Source organism: Streptococcus mitis (assembly GCF_003942865.1).
Classification (GTDB): Bacteria; Bacillota; Bacilli; order Lactobacillales; family Streptococcaceae; genus Streptococcus; species Streptococcus mitis_BI.
Map to the genome: position 1 here is coordinate 1 of NZ_RJNZ01000002.1, position 20,995 is coordinate 20,995.

Genomic DNA, 20,995 nt, shown 5'->3' on the forward strand with positions numbered 1-20,995 from the left:
TTGATTTGATAAGATTATTAGTCGCTTCTAATTTGGCGTTGGAATAGGGTAATTGAAGGGCGTTGGCAATTTTCTCTTTATCCTTGAGGAAGGTTTTAAAGACAGTCTGAAAAAGAGGATGAATCTGCTTTAGATTGTCCTCAATGAGCCCGAAAAATTTATCGGGTTCCTTATTCTGAAAGTGAAAAAGCAAGAGTTGGTAGAGATGGTAGTGATGTTTCAAGTCTTCTGAATAGCTCAAAAGCTNGTCTAGAATTTCTTTATTCGTCAAGTGCATCTGAAAAGTAGGGCGATAAAATCGCTTATCGCTAAGTTTACGACTGTCCTGTTGAATGAGCTTCCAGTAACGTTTAATAGCCTTGTANTCATGGGATTTTCGTTCAAATTGATTCATGATTTGAACATGCACACGACTCATAGCGCGGCTAAGATGTTGTACAATGTGAAAGTGATCAAGTACAATTTTTGCATTAGGAAAAAGCTGTTTAGCCAAGTCATAATAAGGGCTAAACATATCCATAGTAATGATTTTCACCTGACAACGAACGACTCTATCATATTTAAGAAAGTGATTTCGAATGATGGCTTGTGTTCTTCCCTCAAGAACAGTGATGATATTTAGATTGTCAAAATCTTGCGCAATAAAGCTCATCTTTCCCTTTGTAAAGGCGTACTCGTCCCAGGACATAATCTCAGGGAGGTAAGAAAAATCAGACTTAAAACGGAAGTCATTGAGCTTGCGAATGACAGTTGAAGTTGAAATAGCCAGCTGATGAGCAATATCGGTCATAGAAGACTTTTCAATCAATTTTTGCGCAATTTTTTGGTTGATAATACGAGGGATTTGATGATTCTTCTTGACGAGAGAGGTTTCGGCGACCGCCATTTTCGAGCAATGATAGCANTTGAATCGACGCTTTCTAAGTAGAATTCTAGTAGCCATACCAGTTGTTTCGAGGTAAGGGAACTTAGACGGTTTTTGAAAGTCATATTTCTTCATTAGACTTCCGCAATCAGGACAAGGTGGAGCCTCATAATCGAGATTAGCGATGATTTCCTTGTGTGTATCCATATTGATGATATCTATAATTTGGATATTTGGGTCTTTGATATCGAGTAGTTTTGTGATAAAATGTAATGGTTCCATATGAATCTTTCTAATGAGTTGTTTTGTCGCTTTTCATTATAGATCTTATGGGACTTTTTTCTACAACAAAATAGGCTCCATAATATCTATAGGGGATTTACCCACTACAAATATTATAGAGCCAGATTTTTGCATTTTATACTCTTCGAAAATCACTTTAAACCACGTCAACCTTGCCTTTCCGTAGGTAGTAGGTATATGTAACTGCCTCCGTCAGTTCTATCCACAACCTCAAAACAGTGTTTTGAGCAACCTGCGGCTAGTTTCCTAGTTTGCTCTTTGATTTTCATTGAGTATTAGGAAGTTGACGAGTGACTTGGCAACCAGCTGAGGGTGAAGGTCACTTGCTCAGCTTTTAGGAGGTCTTGATGTTGAATGCTAGATATAGGGGTCTTATCCAGTCGGCATTCTTTTACAAAGTTAAAATGGCTGTGGTTTTGCTCAGTATGAATATCTAGCCATTTATCTTCTTTGGCAAGATAGATTCGGAGGTGGTCAAAGATAGGGATTCCAAGATCATAGCTTGGTTTTCCTGGACAGGTCGGATAAAAACCGAGAGCCGACCAGATGTACCAGGCCGATAGACTACCATTGTCTTCATCGCCAGGATAGGCTTCCCAACTTGAATGAAAGGCTTTCTGACGGAGAGTCTTGATGAGAAGGGCAGTATAGTCAGGGTAGTTGCTGTAGCGGAAGAGATAAGGAATGTGGAAGCTCGGCTGGTTGGAAATGCCTATTTGTCCAAAAGGAGCAGTAGCCATTTCGCTCATTTCGTGAATCTCGTAACCATAACCTGTTGTCTCAAAGAGGGGAGCCTCCTGACAGACTTTCAAAAGATAGTTGCTAAAGGCTTCTTTTCCACCCATAAGTTGGATTAAGTCTGGGATGTCATGGAGGACACCTAAAGTTGCTTGAATGGCAGAGCATTCGGCATAGTCGCGTCCCCAACTATAAGGAGAGAAGTCAGGGTGGAAGTTTCCTTGGTTATCACGCGCTCGCATGTAACCTGTCTCAGCGTCAAATAGATAGCGGTAATTTTGTGATGCGGCCTTGTAGGTTTCAGCGATTTCTATTTTCCCTAGTTTTTCAGCACAGCGAGCGATACAAAAATCGCTATAGGCGTAGTCTAGGGTGTGGCTGACGCTTTCGTGGTGGTCGGTAGAGAGGTAGCCTAGTTCTTGGTATTGGGCTAGTCCGTGACGACCATTGATGCCGAGAGGGTCGGCCTTGCTGGCTGTTTCAAGCATGGCTTGGAGGAGTTCTTCTTCTAGGTTGGGGGCCATGTCCTTGCAGGCGCTATCTGCGATAATACTGTCTAAAAGTGTACCTGGCATCATACCCCGTTCATCTGGAGCCAGCCATTTTGGAAGAAAACCAGTATCGCGGTAGTTATTGAGAAATCCTTCTAAAAAGCGGTGGTAGTGTTCCGGTATGATAAGGGCAAAGAGGGGGAAGGTGGTGCGGAAGGTATCCCAGAAACCATTGTTGCTGAAGAGAACACCGGGCTTGACAGTGCCCGTAGCCAGATCTTTGTGGATGGCTTGCCCTGATTCATCAACCTCATAAAAAGTCTGTGGAAAGAGGAAGAGTCTGTAAAGGCAGTGATCGAAGAAGGTTCGGTCAGCTTCTCCTGTCTCTATAATGTCAAAACGATGGAGGAGATTTTCCCAATCTTTTTGTGCACTTGCTTTACAGCTATCAAAATCTTTTTTAGGTAGATTAAGCAGTGCTTGAGAAGGCGAGATGAAAGAAGTTGCTAGCTGAATCTCAGCATGGCTATCTGCTAAGTCAATTCGCCAGTCTCCCCCTTCTTGGCTGATAGCAAGAATATCCGTATTCATTTGCAGGGTAGTGAACAGTATCAGTGGATTTTTGTTGGTTTCAGTTTTACCTTCTTGTCGCAGGGCAAGAGTTCGCTTATCTACTTGCTCCACGGTCAGTTCATCTGCTACGTGAAGATAGAGGGAGAGGGCTTTACCTTGCTTTTGTTCCAAACGAATAGAAGCACCGTAGCAAGTCGGTGTGAGCTGGCTTTCAATCTGATAGCGCAGGGAGAAAATTTTCAGATAATGAGGTTGGAAAGAGGTCTTATCCATATCATAGGAAGACTGACGATGGAAGAGGCTGTCTCCACCTAGCTGGCCTGTGACAGGTGTCAGAAGGAGCCAAGAGTAGTCCCCAATCCAAGGACTTGGTTGATGGGTCAATCGAATCCCCTGAAAGATAGGCAGATGTGGATCAAAAAACCAAGATCCATCCTGGTCACTGGTCTGGGGTACAAAGTAATTCATACCAAAAGGCACGCCTGTGTATGGCAGGGTATTTCCCCGAGAAAAGGCATGCTTGCTGGTAGTTCCAAAGCGGGTATCGATGGTTTCAAGTAGTGGTTTCATGGTCTTTCCTTTAGCTGTTTTTCTACATTATATCAGAAAAAGATAACTTTTAGAAAAGGAGTTTCAAAGATAACTATTTTGTAGAAAAATGACTATCATTTGTGTATGTATTTTCTGTCTCAAAAGCTATATACTGAAAATGAAACTTGTTTGAAAGAGGATACTGCACGATGATTTATTCAAAAGAAATTGTTAGAGAATGGCTAGATGAAGTGGCAGAGCGGGCTAAGGATCATCCAGAGTGGGTGGATGTTTTCGAGCGTTGCTACACCGACACCTTGGACAATACGGTTGAAATCCTAGAAGATGGTTCAACCTTTGTGCTCACAGGAGATATTCCTGCTATGTGGCTTCGAGATTCGACAGCCCAACTCAGACCCTACCTTCATGTGGCCAAAAGAGATACCTTTCTGCGTCAGACCATTGCAGGTTTGGTCAAACGTCAGATGACCTTGGTACTCAAGGATCCTTATGCCAATTCCTTTAACATTGAGGAGAACTGGAAGGGTCACCATGAGACTGACCACACAGACCTTAACGGCTGGATTTGGGAACGCAAGTACGAGGTAGACTCGCTTTGCTATCCTTTGCAGCTGGCTTATCTCCTCTGGAAAGAGACTGGCGAGACTAGTCAGTTTGATGAGACTTTTGTCGCAGCGACCAAGGAAATTCTTCACCTCTGGACAGTGGAACAAGACCACAAGAACTCTCCTTATCGTTTTGTCCGAGATACGGACCGTAAGGAAGACACCTTGGTAAATGATGGATTTGGCCCTGACTTTGCAGTGACAGGTATGACTTGGTCAGCCTTTCGTCCGAGTGATGACTGTTGTCAGTATAGTTACTTGATTCCGTCAAATATGTTTGCAGTTGTTGTTTTGGGGTATGTTCAAGAAATCTTTGCAGAACTAGACCTAGCTGATAGCGAGAGTGTTATTGCTGATGCTAAGCGTCTCAAAGCGGAGATCCAAGAAGGCATCGAAAACTACGCCTATACAAGCAACAGCAAGGGCGAAAAGATTTATGCCTTTGAAGTAGACGGTTTTGGGAATGCTAGCATCATGGATGATCCAAACGTACCAAGTCTGCTGGCTGCACCTTATCTGGGTTACTGTTCGGTCGATGATGAAGTTTATCAAGCAACTCGTCGTACCATTCTGAGCCCTGAAAATCCATACTTCTACCAAGGAGAATACGCTAGCGGTCTCGGAAGTTCTCATACCTTCTATCGCTATATCTGGCCAATCGCTCTGTCTATCCAAGGCTTGACAACGAGAGATAAGGCAGAGAAAAAATTCTTGCTGGATCAGCTGGTTGCTTGCGATGGTGGTACAGGTGTTATGCACGAAAGCTTCCACGTGGATGACCCAACTCTTTATTCTCGTGAATGGTTCTCTTGGGCCAACATGATGTTCTGTGAATTGGTCTTGGATTACTTGGATATCCGCTAATACTCTTCGAAAATCTCTTCAAACCACGTCAGCTTTATCTGCAACCTCAAAGCTGTGCTTTGAGCAACCTGCGGCTAGCTTCCTAGTTTGCTCTTTGATTTTCATTGAGTATAAGGAGCTCGCTTTCGCTTCACTGATTCTTGTCAGAATCACAAATTTACATTTAAAACGTTAACAATAAAAATTTAAATTTAGAATGAGGTTTTACTTCATGGAAAATGTTGTTGTACATATTATCTCACATAGTCACTGGGACCGTGAGTGGTACTTGCCTTTTGAAAGCCACCGTATGCAGTTGGTGGAATTATTTGACAATCTCTTTGATCTCTTTGAAAATGACCCTGAGTTCAAGAGCTTCCACTTGGATGGTCAAACCATTGTCCTTGATGACTACTTGGAGATTCGCCCTGAAAATAGCGACAAAGTCCAACGATACATCGACGAAGGCAAACTTAAAATTGGTCCTTTTTACATCTTGCAGGATGATTACTTGATTTCAAGTGAAGCCAATGTCCGCAATACATTGATTGGTCAAGCAGAATGTGCAAAATGGGGCAAATCTACTCAGATTGGTTACTTCCCTGATACTTTTGGAAATATGGGACAAGCGCCTCAAATCCTTCAAAAATCAGGCATTCACGTGGCAGCCTTTGGTCGTGGTGTAAAGCCGATTGGGTTTGACAACCAAGTCCTCGAAGATGAGCAGTTTACTTCCCAGTTTTCAGAAATGTACTGGCAGGGTGCGGATGGTAGTCGTGTCCTCGGTATTCTCTTTGCCAACTGGTATAGTAATGGGAATGAAATTCCAGTTGATAAAGAAGAGGCCTTGACCTTCTGGAAACAAAAACTGGCAGACGTGCGTGACTATGCTTCGACCAACCAGTGGTTGATGATGAACGGCTGTGATCATCAGCCTGTGCAGAAAAATCTGAGTGAAGCCATTCGTGTAGCAAATGAACTCTTCCCAGATGTAACCTTTGTTCATAGTTCCTTTGATGAGTATGTCCAAGCCGTGGAAAGTGCCCTACCAGAGCAATTATCAACGGTTACAGGTGAGTTGACCAGTCAGGAAACAGATGGCTGGTACACACTTGCCAACACTTCTTCATCTCGTATTTATCTCAAACAAGCCTTCCAAGAAAATAGCAACCTCCTAGAGCAAGTTGTAGAACCCTTGACGATTATCACTGGGGGTCATAACCACAAGGACCAGTTGACCTATGCTTGGAAAACTCTTTTGCAAAATGCGCCGCATGATAGCATCTGTGGCTGTAGCGTGGACGAAGTTCATCGCGAGATGGAAACGCGTTTTGCAAAGGTCAACCAAGTCGGAACCTTTGTTAAGAGCAATCTTCTTAATGAGTGGAAGGGTAAAATTGCTACGTCTAAGGCTCAAAGCGATTATCTCTTTACTGTTATTAACACAGGCTTGCATGATAAGGTCGATACTGTCAGCACAGTGATTGATGTGGCGACTTGTGATTTCAAGGAATTGCACCCAACAGAAGGCTACAAGAAGATGGCTGCTCTTACCTTGCCAAGTTACCGTGTGGAGGACTTGGATGGTCGTCCTGTAGAGGCTAAAATCGAAGACCTTGGAGCTAATTTTGAGTACGATTTACCAAAAGACAAGTTCCGCCAAGCTCGTATTGCTCGTCAAGTGCGCGTGACCATCCCAGTTCACCTAGCGCCGCTTTTTTGGACAACTTTCCAATTGCTGGAAGGAGAACAAGAACACCGTGAAGGCATTTACCAAAACGGGGTGATTGATACACCATTTGTAACGGTAAGTGTGGATGACAACATCACAGTCTATGATAAGACAACTCACGAAGCCTATGAAGACTTTATCCGCTTCGAAGACCGTGGAGACATCGGAAACGAGTATATCTATTTCCAACCAAAAGGAACAGAGCCAATCTATGCAGAGCTTAAGGGCTACGAGGTCTTGGAAAACACAGCTCGCTACGCTAAGATTTTGCTCAAACATGAATTGACTATGCCTGTCAGTGCAGATGAAAAGCTAGAAGAAGAGCAAAAAGGCATCATCGAGTTTATGAAGCGTGAAGCTGGACGTTCAGAAGAGTTAACAAGTATTCCTCTGGAAACTGAGATGACTGTCTTCGTTGATAATCCACAAATCCGTTGCAAGACTCGCTTTACTAACACTGCCAAAGACCACCGTATACGTCTCTTGGTCAAGACTCATAACACGCGTCCAAGCAATGATTCTGAAAGCATCTATGAGGTGGTGACACGACCAAACAAACCAGCTGCTTCATGGGAAAATCCTGAAAATCCTCAACACCAACAAGCCTTTGTCAGTCTGTATGACGATGAAAAGGGTGTAACTGTATCCAACAAGGGATTGAATGAATACGAAATCCTTGGAGACGACACCATTGCAGTGACTATTTTGCGTGCATCAGGTGAGCTAGGTGACTGGGGTTACTTCCCAACACCAGAAGCACAATGCTTGCGTGAGTTTGAAGTTGAGTTTGCGCTTGAATGCCACCAAGCCCAAGAACGCTTCTCAGCTTTCCGTCGTGCTAAGGCCTTGCAGACACCATTTACTAGCCTTCAGCTTGCTAAACAAGAAGGAAGCGTGGCTGCGACTGGTAGCCTCTTGAGCCATTCTGTTATCAGCATACCGCAAATCTGTCCGACAGCCTTTAAGGTAGCTGAAAATGAAGAAGGCTATGTTCTTCGTTACTACAATATGTGTAATGAAAATGTGCGTGTACCGGAAAGTCAACATCTCTTCCTTGACCTACTTGAACGACCATACCCAGTTCATAGAGGTCTCATTGCACCGCAAGAGATTCGTACAGAATTGATCAAAAAAGAAGAAATTTAATTTCAAAAAGTAAACATAAAAAGAAAGGAGGGGTGAAAAGGTAAGAACTGACTACTGATTCGCCCCTTTTTATGGTAAAAACAATGACCATTGCAACGATTGATATCGGAGGGACTGGTATTAAGTTTGCTAGTCTGACTCCTGATGGGAAAATATTGGATAAGACAAGCATTCCAACGCCAGAAAGCTTGGAGGATTTATTAGCTTGGCTAGACCAGCGCTTGTCAGAGCAGGATTACAGCGGGATTGCCATGAGCGTTCCAGGAGCGGTCAATCAAGAAACTGGTGTGATTGATGGCTTCAGTGCCGTTCCTTATATCCACGGCTTTTCTTGGTATGAAGCCCTTGCCCATCATCAGCTACCTGTCCATCTTGAAAATGATGCCAACTGCGTTGGGCTCAGTGAATTGCTTGCTCATCCAGAGCTTGAAAATGCAGCCTGTGTCGTAATTGGGACTGGGATCGGTGGAGCCATGATTATCAACGGTAGACTTCACCGAGGACGCCATGGCTTGGGTGGAGAATTTGGCTACATGACAACCCTTGCCCCTGCGGAAAAACTCAACAACTGGTCGCAACTAGCGTCAACTGGAAATATGGTGCGCTACGTGATTGAAAAATCTGGTCAGACTGATTGGGACGGTCGCAAGATTTACCAAGAGGCTGCAGCTGGTAATATCCTTTGCCAAGAAGCTATTGAGCGCATGAACCGAAATCTGGTGCAAGGCTTGCTCAATATCCAGTATCTCATCGATCCAGATATCATCAGTCTGGGTGGCTCTATCAGTCAAAATCCAGATTTCATCCAAGGTGTCAAGGAAGCTGTTGAAGACTTTGTCGATACCTACGAAGAATACACGGTCGCACCAGTTATCCAAGCCTGCACCTATCATGCAGATGCTAATCTCTACGGAGCCCTTGTCAACTGGCTACAGGAGGAAAACCAATGGTAAGATTTACAGGACTTAGTGACAAACAAGCGCAAGCTATTGAAGTATTAAAAAAGCACATTTCTCTACCAGATGTAGAAGTAGCTGTCGCTCAGTCTGACCAAGCCTCTATCTCTATCAAGGGTGAGGATGGTCACTATCAATTGACCTACCGCAAACCTCACCAACTCTACCGCGCCTTGTCCTTGTTGGCAACAGCTCTGTCAGAAGCTGACAAGGTAGAGATTGAGGAGCAGGCAGCTTATGAAGATCTAGCCTACATGGCTGACTGTTCGCGCAATGCAGTGCTGAATGTGGCTTCTGCCAAGCAGATGATTGAGGTCTTGGCTCTCATGGGCTACTCAACCTTTGAGCTTTACATGGAAGATACCTACCAGATTGAAGGACAGCCTTACTTTGGCTATTTCCGCGGGGCTTATTCGGCTAAGGAGTTACAGGAAATCGAAGCCTATGCCCAGCAGTTTGACATGACCTTTGTTCCTTGTATCCAGACCTTGGCCCACTTGTCAGCCTTCGTTAAATGGGGTGTCAAGGAAGTGCAAGAACTCCGTGATGTGGAGGATATTCTTCTCATTGGCGAAGAAAAGGTTTATAACCTGATTGATGGCATGTTTGCTACTCTATCTAAACTACAAACTCGCAAGGTCAATATCGGGATGGACGAAGCCCACTTGGTTGGTTTGGGACGCTACTTGATTCTGAACGGTGTTGTGGATCGTAGTCTCCTCATGTGCCAACACTTGGAGCGCGTGCTGGATATTGCTGACAAATATGGTTTCCACTGCCAGATGTGGAGTGATATGTTCTTTAAACTTATGTCAGCAGATGGCCAGTACGACCGTGATGTGGAAATTCCAGAGGAAACTCGTGTCTACCTAGACCGTCTCAAAGACCGTGTAACCTTGGTTTACTGGGACTATTATCAGGATAGCGAGGAAAAATACAACCGTAATTTCCGCAATCATCATAAGATTAGTCATGACCTTGCTTTTGCAGGTGGTGCTTGGAAGTGGATTGGTTTTACGCCTCACAACCATTTCAGCCGTCTAGTGGCTATCGAGGCTAATAAAGCCTGCCGTGCCAATCAGATTAAAGAAGTCATCGTAACTGGTTGGGGAGACAATGGTGGCGAGACAGCTCAGTTTTCTATCCTACCAAGCTTACAAATTTGGGCAGAACTTAGCTATCGCAATGACCTAGACCGACTGTCTGCTCACTTCCAGACCAATACAGGTCTTTCGGTTGAAGATTTTATGCAGATTGACCTAGCCAACCTCTTGCCAGATTTGCCGGACAATCTCAGTGGCATCAACCCTAACCGCTATGTCTTTTATCAGGATATTCTCTGTCCGATTCTTGACCGACACATGACACCTGAACAGGACAAACCGCACTTCGCTCAGGCTGCTGAGACGCTTGCTAACATTAAAGAAAAAGCTGGCAACTATGCCTACCTCTTTGAAACTCAGACCCAGTTGAACCAGATTTTAAGTAGCAAAGTGGATGTGGGACGACGCATTCGTCAAGCCTATCAAGTGGATGATAAGGAAAGCCTACAAGAAATCGCCAGACAAGAATTACCAGAACTCAGAAGCCAAATCGAAGACTTCCATGCCCTCTTTAGCCACCAATGGCTGAAAGAAAACAAGGTCTTTGGCTTGGATACGGTCGATATCCGTATGGGCGGGCTCTTGCAACGCATTAAGCGAGCAGAAAGTCGCATCGAGGCTTATCTGGCTGGCCAGCTTGACCGTATTGATGAGTTAGAAGTGGAAATCCTGCCATTTACTGATTTTTACGCAGACAAGGACTTCGCAGCTACAACAGCCAACCAGTGGCATACTATTGCGACAGCTTCGACGATTTATACAACTTAATACTCTTCGAAAATCTCTTTAAACTACGTCAGCTTCCGTCTGCAACCTCAAAACAGTGTTTTGAGCAATCTGCGGCTAGCTTCCTAGTTTGCTCTTTGATTTTCATTGAGTATAAAAACAAGAACACCTTGCCTTGAGCAGAGTGTTTCTCGTGAAACATCCCTTTCTTCAAAAGTACTCCACATAAAATAATTTGTGGAGTTTTTTCTATAATTAGTAGTTTAACCTAACCTTCAAATAGGAGTATACTAATAATGTAATCGTTATCAAAAGTCTAAAAAGGAATTTTTAGATGGATATCAAAATAAAAAAGGGAGGAAATTATGAATAAGTTTTCAAAAACCTTGAGAGACAACTGGATCTTTCTCTTAATGGTTTTGCCAGGGGCACTCTGGTTGATTCTATTCTTCTACATTCCAGTATTTGGGAACGTGGTTGCCTTTAAAGACTACCACATGACCAGTAATGGATTTATAGATAGTATCGTGAATAGTAAATGGGTCGGACTCGATAATTTCAGATTCTTGTTTAGTTCAAAAGACGCCTTTATCATCACTCGAAATACTGTCCTCTACAATCTCGGCTTTATCTTTATCGGTTTGATTGTATCTGTAGGGATTGCCATCATCCTCAGTGAACTCCGTTCTAAGAGAATGGTTAAGATCTTCCAAACTTCCATGTTGTTCCCTTACTTCTTGTCTTGGGTTATCATCAGTTTCTTTACAGATGCCTTCCTAAACATTGATAAAGGTGTGTTCAACCATTTCCTAGAATCTATCGGAATGAAGGAAATCAATTTCTACGCTGACTTGGGTATTTGGCCTTATCTCCTACTTTTCCTTGGTATTTGGAAAGGCTTTGGATATAGCAGTGTCATGTACTATGCGACAATCATGGGAATTGATCCAACCTACTACGAAGCAGCGACAGTGGACGGGGCCAGCAAATGGCAACGAATTCGCAATGTAACTATTCCACAGTTGACACCATTGGTAACCGTATTGACCATCCTTGCAGTCGGAAATATCTTCCGTGCAGACTTTGGTCTCTTCTACCAAATCCCCCACAATGCTGGTCAGCTTTATAACGTAACCAACGTTTTGGATGTATATGTTTATAACGGTTTGACTCAGACAGCGGATATCGGGATGGCTTCAGCAGCAGGTCTCTACCAATCAGTTGTCGGCTTGATTCTGGTTATCCTATCAAACTTACTTGCAAGACGAGTTGATCCAAACTCAGCTTTGTTCTAGAAAGGAGGAGAATATGGCAGAAAAGAAAATTAAAAAAGAAAAAATTGATAATGTCGGCATTCACTCCTTCAGTAAGAAAGCAGATATCTTCTTTAGTACCATTTCTGGTTTGGTTGCCCTCTCTTGTATCCTACCCTTTGTATTCGTTATCGTTATTTCGGTGACAGATGAAAAGAGTATCCTCCAAAATGGATATAGCTTCTTCCCATCCCAATTTGGCTTAGACGGTTTTGAGTTTTTGGCACAGTTTAAGGATAAAATTCTCCAAGCCCTCTTCATCTCAGTCTTTGTAACAGTGGTGGGGACTATCACAAACGTTTTTATTACAACAACTTATGCCTACGCTATTTCACGGACAACCTTTAAGTATCGCAGATTCTTTACGATTTTTGCCCTTCTTAGTATGTTGTTCAACGCTGGTTTGGTACCAGGCTATATCGTGGTCACTCGTTTACTTCAACTTGGTGATACAGTTTGGGCCTTGATTGTTCCAATGCTTCTCTCACCATTTAACATCATCTTGATGCGTTCCTTCTTCAAGAAGACCATTCCAGAAGCTATTCTAGAATCCGCTCGTATCGATGGTGCTAGTGAGGCCCGGATCTTCTTCCAAATCTGTTTGCCATTGTCACTACCAGGTATCGCAACCATTACGCTCTTAACAGCTCTTGGTTTCTGGAATGACTGGTTCAACGCCCTTCTTTATATCAAGAGTGACAACTTGTATCCATTGCAATATTTGCTCATGCAAATCCAGCAAAATATGGACTACATCGCCAAAGCAGTCGGCCTATCTGGTCAACTGGGAGTTGCTCTACCGAAAGAAACAGGACGTATGGCCATGGTTGTGGTGGCAACACTTCCAATCGCGATTTTGTATCCATTCTTCCAACGCTACTTTGTAAAAGGTTTGACTATCGGTGGTGTGAAAGAATAGTGCTTGTTGAGAAAAATCATTTCTCATTTCCAAACTTCCCTTGCGTGAAGTTAAGATCATTACATTGTTTATAAGTTTAAAAATAAAAAAAGGAGTTTTTGTCATGAAAAACTGGAAAAAATATGCTTTTGCATCTGCTAGTGTAGTCGCTTTGGCTGCTGGTCTCGCTGCTTGTGGAAACCTTTCAGGTAACAAGAAAGCTGCTGACTCAGCTTCAGGTGAAAAAACGGTTATCAAAATGTACCAAATTGGTGACAAACCAGATAACTTGGATGAATTGCTAGAAAATGCTAACAAAATCATCGGAGAAAAAGTTGGTGCTAAATTGGATATCCAATATCTTGGATGGGGTGACTATGATAAGAAAATGTCAGTTATCACATCATCTGGTGAAAACTATGATATCGCCTTTGCATCTAACTATGTTGTAAATGCTCAAAAAGGTGCTTATGCTGACTTGACTGACTTGTACAAGAAAGAAGGGGCAGAACTTTACAAAGCACTTGACCCAGCTTACATCAAAGGTAACAGCATTAACGGTAAAATTTACGCAGTTCCAGTTGCAGCCAACGTTGCATCATCTCAAAACTTCGCCTTCAACGGAACTCTTCTTGCTAAATACGGTATCGATATTTCAGGTGTCACTTCATATGAAACACTTGAACCAGTTTTGAAACAAATCAAAGAAAAAGCTCCAGATGTAGTGCCATTTGCGGTTACTAAGAACTTCATCCCATCTGATAACTTTGACTACCCAGTTCCAAATGGACTTCCATTCGTTATTGACCTTGAAGGGGACACTACTAAGATTGTAAACCGTTACGAAGTACCTCGTTTCAAAGAACACTTGAAGACTCTTCACAAATTCTATGAAGCTGGATACATTCCAAAAGACGTAGCAACAAGCGATACTTCATTTGACCTTCAACAAGATACTTGGTTCGTTCGTGAAGAAACAGTAGGACCAGCTGACTACAGTAACAGCTTGCTTTCACGTGTTGCGAATAAAGATATCCAAATCAAACCAATCACTAACTTCATCAAGAAAAACCAAACAACACAAGTTGCTAACTTTGTCATCTCAAACAACTCTAAGAACAAAGAAAAATCAATGGAAGTGTTGAATCTCTTGAACACTAACGCAGAACTCTTGAACGGTCTTGTTTACGGTCCAGAAGGCAAGAACTGGGAGAAAATTGAAGGAAAAGAAAACCGTGTTAAAGTACTTGATGGCTACAAAGGAAACACTCACATGGGTGGATGGAACACTGGTAACAACTGGATCCTTTACATCAACGAAAACGTTACAGATCAACAAATTGCAGATTCTAAGAAACAATTGGCAGAAGCTAAAGAATCTCCAGCGCTTGGATTCATCTTTAACACTGACAATGTGAAATCTGAAATCTCAGCAATCTCTAACACAATGCAACAATTCGATACAGCTATCAACACTGGTACTGTAGACCCAGACAAAGCTATTCCAGAATTGATGGAAAAATTGAAATCTGAAGGTGCCTACGAAAAAGTATTGAACGAAATGCAAAAACAATACGATGAATTCTTGAAAAACAAAAAATCATAAGATCAATTGATTTCGTGTATTCATTCCTAATTCCTAAAAATGTGATCACTGTTTTCCTCAGGTTTGTCTGGGGGAGGCAGTGATTTTTTGAAACAAGAACATAGATATCCATGTTTTCTTATCACTATTTAACCATTCAGGAAATATCAAGTAACATTTAGGATTTGGAGTAAAGATTTAGGAAAATATAGCTTATATTAGAGATATCTCGAGTTTACAAAGGAGAGTTCATATGAAGAAGTATCAGCTTGTTTTCAAAATAAGTGCAGTTTTCTCTTACTTATTTTTCGTATTTGGTCTTTCTCAGCTGACGCTTATTGTCCAAAATTATTGGCAATTTTCTTCCCAGATTGGCAATTTCGTCTGGATTCAAAATATCTTGAGTTTACTATTTAGCGGAGTCATGATTTGGATTCTGGTTAAGACAGGCCATGGTTATCTCTTTCGCATTCCGAGAAAAAAATGGATTTGGTATTCGATTTTGACAGTACTTGTGGTAGTGCTCTATATCTCTTTTAACGTTCAGACAGCTAAACATGTTCAGTCAACTGCTGAAGGTTGGGCTGTATTGATCGGTTATAGTGGGACCAACTTTGCTGAGCTCGGTATCTATATAACTTTGTTCTTTCTGACTCCACTTATGGAAGAGCTAATCTATAGAGGATTACTGCAACACGCCTTTTTTAAGCATTCGAGATTTGGTCTTGATTTGCTTCTTCCTTCCATTTTATTTGCTCTTCCTCATTTTTCAAGCCTGCCTAGTTTGTTAGATATCTTCGTCTTTGCAACATCTGGCATCATCTTTGCTAGTTTGACCCGCTATACCAAGAGCATTTATCCTTCCTATGCGGTGCATGTGATTAATAATATTTTCGCAACATTACCATTTTTGCTGACTTTTTTACAGAGGGTGTTTGGGTAAAATATTAGCATGAGAGTTAGGGATTATAGTTTTTCAATTTATAAACGAATTTCAGGAGGTAAATGAGTATGACACCATTAAAATGGTTTGCCGGAGGAAGTGAAAGACGTTGTGAAGCGATGGCTATCATAGATTATCTATTGGAAGATATAAAGGATACGCCTCAGCTGACTCCCTTGAAAAATCAGTTAGTGATTTATAAAAAGCGATTAAAGAACGATGGGACCTCTACTCCATTTATTTTGAGTCAAATGAATGTTGACATCTCACGTGTGTTGATTGACAATAAGCTGATTCTGTCAGAAAGTCAAGCTGAGCAGATCAAAAAATTGAGAGAATTATCTGTCATTCGCTATGGCTACTGACGAAATGCAGGGATAAATCCCTTTCTACAATTTCCAGTCAAATAAATTGCATTCGTTTTCTCAAGCAGGTATACTAGTATAGTTAGATGAAAAATTCTGAAAATTTAAGAATAGAAAAGAGAAGAAATCTTATGGCAAAAGATATTCGTGTCTTACTTTACTACCTTTACACTCCAATTGAAAATGCAGAGCAATTTGCTGCAGACCACTTGGCTTTCTGTAAATCAATCGGCCTTAAAGGTCGTATCCTAGTCGCTGACGAAGGAATTAACGGAACAGTTTCAGGTGACTACGAAACAACTCAAAAATACATGGACTACGTTCACAGCCTCCCAGGCATGGAAGACCTCTGGTTCAAGATTGACGAAGAAAATGAACAGGCCTTCAAGAAGATGTTTGTTCGCTACAAGAAAGAAATTGTCCACCTTGGTTTGGAAGACAACGACTTTGACAACGACATCAACCCACTTGAAACAACAGGTGCTTACTTGTCTCCAAAAGAGTTCAAAGAAGCCCTTCTTGACGAAGATACCGTTGTCCTTGACACACGTAACGATTATGAGTACGACCTAGGACACTTCCGTGGGGCTATCCGTCCAGATATCCGCAACTTCCGTGAGTTGCCACAATGGGTTCGTGATAACAAAGAAAAATTCATGGACAAGCGTGTCGTGGTTTACTGTACAGGTGGCGTTCGCTGTGAGAAATTCTCAGGCTGGATGGTCCGTGAAGGCTACAAAGATGTTGGTCAATTGCACGGAGGAATTGCAACTTACGGTAAAGACCCAGAAGTCCAAGGTGAACTTTGGGATGGGAAAATGTATGTCTTTGACGAGCGTATTGCCGTAGATGTTAACCATGTCAACCCAACCATCGTAGGAAAAGACTGGTTTGATGGAACACCATGTGAACGTTATGTCAACTGTGGAAATCCATTCTGTAATCGTCGTATCTTGACATCAGAAGAAAATGAAGATAAGTACCTTCGTGGCTGCTCACACGAGTGCCGTGTTCACCCACGTAACCGCTATGTTTCAGAAAATGAATTGACACAAGCTGAAGTTGTCGAGCGCCTAGCCGCTATCGGTGAAAACTTGGATCAAGCAGCTACTGTATAAGATTAAACAGTCCTTAGGGGCTGTTTTTCTATGCTTTTTACTCAAAAATCTAAAGTTTGTTTCTGTATCTTTCAGGAAAATAAGGTATACTATATGTAAACGATTTCAAAGGAGTCCAGTTATGACGAAAACATTTTTTATTCCAAATAAACAGAGCATTTTAGGAGAACAGGAAATTTTGACTGCCAAGTCTGTCCTGGCCTTGGTAGATGGTTTGGAGTCACATAGCTATGATGCCGTCTATCTCCGTCAGCCTCTTAACCGTCTTGAGTATATCGAGTGTGCGATAGTGGGTCAATCACAATTTCTCTTTAAAGTTAGTTATGTTGATGATCAAAAGGCTTACCGTGTCGATCTTCCTGACCTACTCACGAAGACAGACTGGCAGATTATCAAGTCATTTTTAGATGCCCTGCTTACTTATACAGGAACTGAGATTGAAGGATTAGATGGTTTTGATTTTGAAGCTTATTTCCAAGCAAGTATTCAAGCTCATATTGCAGACACTGCGGCTCGTTTTACGATTTGCCAAGGAATTTTTAATCCTGTTTTCTTTAGTCATGAGGATTTGAAAAGCTTTTTAGGGGAAGATGGCTTGGCTCAATTTGAAGCGCGTGTGCGTGCGGTTCAAGAGACAGATGCTTACTTTGCAAGAGTTTCCTTCTATCAGGATGGAGAAGGACAAGTTCACGGTGTTTACCATCTGGCTCAAGGGGTCAAGACCGTTTTACCTAGAGAACCATTTGTTCCTGCAGCCTATATGGAGCAATTGGTGGATAAGGAAGTTCAGTGGGAGATTGACTTGGTTCAAATCACAGGAGATGGCTCTAAACCAGAAGACTATGAAGCTATCGCCCGCTTGGACTATGCAAAATTCCTAGAGTCACTACCATCAGCATCTTACCACCAACTAGATGCCAATCAACTAGAAGTACAACCTATCCTAGGACAAGATTTTAGAGCATTAGCACAAGAAAAGTAAAGCAGGTCAAGTGACTTGCTTTTTTGGCATAGAAAAATCCTGCCATGAAAGACAGGATTGAATTTTAAAGAAAGGCTAAGATACGAAGATAATCCCCAATCAGTGCCACTTCAGCTACAAAGAAGAGGAGGATAATGACTCCGTTCACAAGGACAGACAAGAATAATTGATAGAAGGAGTCGGTTTCACTTGATTGACTTGGTCTTGTAATGATATGGAGACTGGCAAGCAGAATGATTCCAATGCTAATCACACACAAGAGAGCCGTAAATCGTAGGCTATCAAAGAAGGCAAAGAAACTAGCAATGGCAGTGAGGAAGATTGGAATTGCCAAGAGTTGACTATACTGTTGGAGAACCTTTTCTAGCGTCCAGTCTTTTTCCTGGTGGATAAATCGTCTCACAACAAAACTACCCAAGAGGAATGAAAAGAAGAAGAGTGTTGTTGCTACTAGGATAGAGATAATCGAAAAGAGATTTAATGAAGCAAATTGTTCAGGGAAGTGATTATGCATAGTTGCTATATGTCCATAGTAAGCATGTTTGATGTGGTAGATACTAAAGAAAAAGGAAGACGCAGAAAACAGAATGAGCAAGAGAAAGGCTGTGTAGCTGTGTGTGCTACTTGTTTCAAGCTTGCTTGTAGGAGATTTGAGAGCCTCCACTAGCCAAGACCAAAAATCAAGCGCTTGCTCTTTCCATCTATCCGTAGATTTTGGAGCTTGGTCGGGGATATAGGGACTTTCTAAGGATTGACTGATAAGAAGGGGCTCTTTCGTGGTTGGTTTTTGCTGAGGAAGTGCTTCTTGACTCTCTTCAGCTATAGTGACTTTTTCTGTTTCCCCAGAAAGATCTTGCTCTTCTTCAGTAGAATTGGATGCTTTCTTTTCTTCTATTTCTGTTCTCGTTTCACCGTCTTCAGGCGTTTCAATTTTCTCTTCTTGCTGACTCTCCAGTTCGACTTCAGCTTGAGAGACTTCCTCCTCGACTTGAGTATTTTTTTCAATTGGTGTATCGAGAACGGCTATCGTTTCTTCAGCCTTGTCTGCAACATCTTGGGCTTGTTCATCAGACTTGTTCTTGCTTGTTGTTTTTACAAAATCATTACTTTCAAACCATTCTTGTTTCATGGTAGAACCTCCTTTTTAGTTAGATAAATATGCTTCCATAGTAGCAGATGTAAGCGCTTTTGTCAACGTCTGTTTGGTATGGATATTAGCTCAATATCATTATCAGCTCTAGCAATGAGTTGATCTTTTGTATCTGCTTTTTCTGTTTTATAAGGATTGCTTAATCGTTCATCTTTGTTTTCTTTGTTTTTAAACGAACGCCTTCCTTCTCTTAAAAAATGAAGAATAGAGCCATGTTTTGTTGAAAGATCTAAGTTGATTCTTTGTTTTTCTTCTTCGGAAAGTAGCAGTTGTAGGTCTGTTTTCGCCATCAGTTCCACCTTACCATGTACTTGGATTTTTTCAGCGTGGAAGTGATTCTCTGTTGATTCTAGCTGACTATCTGTCAGTTCTGTGCTAAAGATATTGATGATATTTGGTGTTGTGAGTTTACTGTTTTTGATACGACTTCCTTCAATTCGGAGGAGATAGCCATTTGTATTGAGAGTTGCATTTTCAAGACTAGCATTAGTGATACTCGTTTGTCCACGATTGGCTGACACGTTAATCCCTTTTAGACTTCTTCCTTTTGGCAATTGGAGAATAACTTCATCAAAACGACGAGAGTAGCTACTTGCGATATGGAGAATCCCGCCAATTCCAGAAGAGAGAAACGGAGTTTCAGACAGTTTTTTATCCGTTAGGCTCAGAGTTTTATCGTTTTGATTTGTGACAAGATCATGGTGAGCAGAAATAGATGGATGGTAAGAAATGTGGATTTGATCATCGAAAGAGTCTGTGATGATCAGTGCGTGTTGGTGGAGCGTGATCTCTAGGTTTTCGACTTCCTTGCCAAAGGTCAGCTCTTCCATCCGACTATCATAGACAGGTTCCTTGGACATGGCAAGTAGGCTCTTGATTCCGTCAGATTGGATGCCTACAAAGAGCAGGATAAATCCGATAACGGTAGTCACCACACCAAAAATGAGAAATCCTTTTGTCAATTTACGCATGCTGGTCACCTCTCTTTCCTTTTTTGAGAACAAATTGCACCAGGCGAACAATGAGTAGGCCGAAGAAGCGGGCTACATAGGAAATACCTAGTAAGACTAGTGAAGAAGCACCGATAGCTAGTAAACCAGAACCGAAAATCAAGATAAAGGCTGATTTAGCTTGGGCTAGGACAGTAAAACTTTCAACTAAAAATAGGAATCCGCCGATGATACCAAGTATGGAAACCGCAAAGAAAGCCAAGATGACAGTCAAGGCTGCCACAAGGATTGCGAACAGGGACACGAGGATGGCGATTCCCAGAGGAATACCGATAGGGGCTGCAAGCAAAGCTAACAAGGCGATATGGAAAATTTGTCGGTTATTCTTTTGAGCGGGTGCCTCATTGATTTTTTTATCGAGAAGATTGGAGAGAACTTCGTGAGCTGCTTCCTTAGGAGTTCCCAAGCTAGCGATGAGTTCTTCTTCTCCTTCGACTCCAGCATCGTCAAAGAGTTCCCTGAAATAGTCCATGGCTTCAATTTGGTCAGCTTCAGGTAGTTTTTTGAGATAAAGTTCTAGCTGAGTCAGGTATTCAGTTCTTGTCATGGCGGATACTCCCTTCTATGATGCCATTGATGGTGTCTGTATAGAGTGCCCATTCATCTTTTAGGGTCACGAGCTGTTCTATACCACCATTTGTCAAGGAGTAGTATTTGCGCATGCGACCTTGGAACTCTCTAGAATAGGTTGTCAGAAAGCTATTGCCCTCCAATTTTTTTAGGATAGGATAGAGTGTAGATTCTTTGATATTAGCGATCAGCTTAATGGTTTGGCTAATCTCATAACCATAAGAATCATCCTGCTCCAGTACGGCCAAGATGAGAAATTCAATCAAGGCAGAGGATGTTGGAAAGTACATGGGGAACCTCCTTTTCTAATGTGTAAGATTTTTATATATAATTTTTCTACACATACATTGTACATCTAAAAGAAAGCCCTGTCAAGAGAAATGTGTAAAATTTTTATATATAAAAAACTCCTAGTAAAAACTAGAAGT

General features: G+C 41.9%; 17 protein-coding genes. 11 read left to right on the top strand and 6 right to left on the bottom strand.

Annotated elements, in window-relative coordinates; all coding sequences use genetic code 11:
* Both D8845_RS01905 and D8845_RS01915 read right to left on the bottom strand, forming a co-directional pair.
* Positions 1-1,147: ISL3 family transposase (locus tag D8845_RS01905; protein WP_125452292.1), on the bottom strand; the 1,147-nt coding region annotated here is incomplete at its 3' end.
* A gap of 296 nt (positions 1,148-1,443) precedes the next feature.
* The gene (locus D8845_RS01915; protein WP_125452294.1) at positions 1,444-3,540 is read right to left on the bottom strand and encodes a GH92 family glycosyl hydrolase; all 2,097 of its coding nucleotides are present in this window, start codon (positions 3,538-3,540) and stop codon (positions 1,444-1,446) included.
* A 170-nt stretch (positions 3,541-3,710) separates the two neighbouring features.
* On the opposite strand from D8845_RS01915, the gene D8845_RS01920 reads away from it, so the two are divergent.
* From D8845_RS01920 to D8845_RS01970, 11 genes are all read left to right on the top strand, one after another.
* Positions 3,711-4,991, top strand: coding sequence for a glycoside hydrolase family 125 protein (locus D8845_RS01920; RefSeq protein WP_125452295.1), 1,281 nt, complete (start codon positions 3,711-3,713; stop codon positions 4,989-4,991).
* Positions 4,992-5,202: 211 nt separating this feature from the next.
* Positions 5,203-7,848 carry an alpha-mannosidase gene (locus D8845_RS01925; protein WP_125452296.1) on the top strand — a complete coding sequence of 882 codons (2,646 nt, stop codon included), beginning with the start codon at positions 5,203-5,205 and terminating at the stop codon, positions 7,846-7,848.
* 83 nt (positions 7,849-7,931) lie between these two features.
* Positions 7,932-8,801, top strand: a complete 870-nt coding sequence (locus D8845_RS01930) for an ROK family protein (RefSeq protein WP_185757337.1) — start codon at positions 7,932-7,934, stop codon at positions 8,799-8,801.
* Positions 8,795-10,675 carry a beta-N-acetylhexosaminidase gene (locus D8845_RS01935; protein ID WP_125452298.1) on the top strand — a complete coding sequence of 627 codons (1,881 nt, stop codon included), beginning with the start codon at positions 8,795-8,797 and terminating at the stop codon, positions 10,673-10,675. The genes D8845_RS01930 and D8845_RS01935 overlap by 7 nt, the downstream gene beginning before the upstream one ends.
* Positions 10,676-10,998: 323 nt before the next feature.
* Positions 10,999-11,928, top strand: a complete 930-nt coding sequence (locus D8845_RS01940; protein ID WP_001032152.1) for an ABC transporter permease — start codon at positions 10,999-11,001, stop codon at positions 11,926-11,928.
* Between the two features lie 13 nt (positions 11,929-11,941).
* On the top strand, positions 11,942-12,865 hold the full coding sequence (locus tag D8845_RS01945) for a carbohydrate ABC transporter permease (RefSeq protein ID WP_000818353.1): 924 nt from the start codon (positions 11,942-11,944) through the stop codon (positions 12,863-12,865).
* 103 nt (positions 12,866-12,968) lie between these two features.
* Positions 12,969-14,450 (top strand): ABC transporter substrate-binding protein, encoded by a 1,482-nt coding sequence (locus tag D8845_RS01950; protein ID WP_125452299.1) that lies wholly within the window; start codon positions 12,969-12,971, stop codon positions 14,448-14,450.
* A gap of 232 nt (positions 14,451-14,682) precedes the next feature.
* Complete coding sequence (locus D8845_RS01955) at positions 14,683-15,372, top strand: CPBP family intramembrane glutamic endopeptidase (RefSeq protein WP_125452300.1); 690 nt, start codon at positions 14,683-14,685, stop codon at positions 15,370-15,372.
* A gap of 68 nt (positions 15,373-15,440) precedes the next feature.
* Complete coding sequence (locus D8845_RS01960; protein WP_185757339.1) at positions 15,441-15,737, top strand: bacteriocin immunity protein; 297 nt, start codon at positions 15,441-15,443, stop codon at positions 15,735-15,737.
* A gap of 131 nt (positions 15,738-15,868) precedes the next feature.
* The gene (locus D8845_RS01965; RefSeq protein ID WP_125452302.1) at positions 15,869-16,855 is read left to right on the top strand and encodes a rhodanese-related sulfurtransferase; all 987 of its coding nucleotides are present in this window, start codon (positions 15,869-15,871) and stop codon (positions 16,853-16,855) included.
* A gap of 121 nt (positions 16,856-16,976) precedes the next feature.
* Entirely contained in the window at positions 16,977-17,837 is an 861-nt protein-coding gene (locus D8845_RS01970; RefSeq protein WP_125452303.1) for a DUF4299 family protein, read from the top strand.
* 64 nt (positions 17,838-17,901) lie between these two features.
* Here the strand turns inward: D8845_RS01970 and D8845_RS01975 are convergent, their stop codons facing one another.
* The 4 genes from D8845_RS01975 to D8845_RS01990 all read right to left on the bottom strand — a co-directional run bounded on the left by D8845_RS01975 (position 17,902) and on the right by D8845_RS01990 (position 20,857).
* Entirely contained in the window at positions 17,902-18,966 is a 1,065-nt protein-coding gene (locus D8845_RS01975) for a DUF6574 domain-containing protein (RefSeq protein ID WP_125452304.1), read from the bottom strand.
* 62 nt (positions 18,967-19,028) lie between these two features.
* On the bottom strand, positions 19,029-19,958 hold the full coding sequence (locus D8845_RS01980) for a DUF4097 family beta strand repeat-containing protein (protein ID WP_125452305.1): 930 nt from the start codon (positions 19,956-19,958) through the stop codon (positions 19,029-19,031).
* Positions 19,951-20,544, bottom strand: coding sequence for a DUF1700 domain-containing protein (locus D8845_RS01985; protein WP_125452306.1), 594 nt, complete (start codon positions 20,542-20,544; stop codon positions 19,951-19,953). The genes D8845_RS01980 and D8845_RS01985 overlap by 8 nt, the downstream gene beginning before the upstream one ends.
* The gene (locus D8845_RS01990; protein WP_000273858.1) at positions 20,531-20,857 is read right to left on the bottom strand and encodes a PadR family transcriptional regulator; all 327 of its coding nucleotides are present in this window, start codon (positions 20,855-20,857) and stop codon (positions 20,531-20,533) included. The genes D8845_RS01985 and D8845_RS01990 overlap by 14 nt, the downstream gene beginning before the upstream one ends.
* Positions 20,858-20,995 lie beyond the last annotated feature (138 nt).

What these genes read in the sequence shown, in the direction of transcription:
- D8845_RS01935 (WP_125452298.1), top strand. Translation starts at nt 8,795, where the DNA reads ATGGTAAGATTTACAGGACTTAGTGACAAACAAGCGCAAGCTATTGAA.
- D8845_RS01945 (WP_000818353.1), top strand. Translation starts at nt 11,942, where the DNA reads ATGGCAGAAAAGAAAATTAAAAAAGAAAAAATTGATAATGTCGGCATT.
- D8845_RS01915 (WP_125452294.1), bottom strand. Translation starts at nt 3,540, where the DNA reads ATGAAACCACTACTTGAAACCATCGATACCCGCTTTGGAACTACCAGC.
- D8845_RS01920 (WP_125452295.1), top strand. Translation starts at nt 3,711, where the DNA reads ATGATTTATTCAAAAGAAATTGTTAGAGAATGGCTAGATGAAGTGGCA.
- D8845_RS01960 (WP_185757339.1), top strand. Translation starts at nt 15,441, where the DNA reads ATGACACCATTAAAATGGTTTGCCGGAGGAAGTGAAAGACGTTGTGAA.
- D8845_RS01980 (WP_125452305.1), bottom strand. Translation starts at nt 19,958, where the DNA reads ATGCGTAAATTGACAAAAGGATTTCTCATTTTTGGTGTGGTGACTACC.
- D8845_RS01965 (WP_125452302.1), top strand. Translation starts at nt 15,869, where the DNA reads ATGGCAAAAGATATTCGTGTCTTACTTTACTACCTTTACACTCCAATT.
- D8845_RS01970 (WP_125452303.1), top strand. Translation starts at nt 16,977, where the DNA reads ATGACGAAAACATTTTTTATTCCAAATAAACAGAGCATTTTAGGAGAA.
- D8845_RS01985 (WP_125452306.1), bottom strand. Translation starts at nt 20,544, where the DNA reads ATGACAAGAACTGAATACCTGACTCAGCTAGAACTTTATCTCAAAAAA.
- D8845_RS01930 (WP_185757337.1), top strand. Translation starts at nt 7,932, where the DNA reads ATGACCATTGCAACGATTGATATCGGAGGGACTGGTATTAAGTTTGCT.
- D8845_RS01955 (WP_125452300.1), top strand. Translation starts at nt 14,683, where the DNA reads ATGAAGAAGTATCAGCTTGTTTTCAAAATAAGTGCAGTTTTCTCTTAC.
- D8845_RS01990 (WP_000273858.1), bottom strand. Translation starts at nt 20,857, where the DNA reads ATGTACTTTCCAACATCCTCTGCCTTGATTGAATTTCTCATCTTGGCC.
- D8845_RS01950 (WP_125452299.1), top strand. Translation starts at nt 12,969, where the DNA reads ATGAAAAACTGGAAAAAATATGCTTTTGCATCTGCTAGTGTAGTCGCT.
- D8845_RS01940 (WP_001032152.1), top strand. Translation starts at nt 10,999, where the DNA reads ATGAATAAGTTTTCAAAAACCTTGAGAGACAACTGGATCTTTCTCTTA.
- D8845_RS01975 (WP_125452304.1), bottom strand. Translation starts at nt 18,966, where the DNA reads ATGAAACAAGAATGGTTTGAAAGTAATGATTTTGTAAAAACAACAAGC.
- D8845_RS01925 (WP_125452296.1), top strand. Translation starts at nt 5,203, where the DNA reads ATGGAAAATGTTGTTGTACATATTATCTCACATAGTCACTGGGACCGT.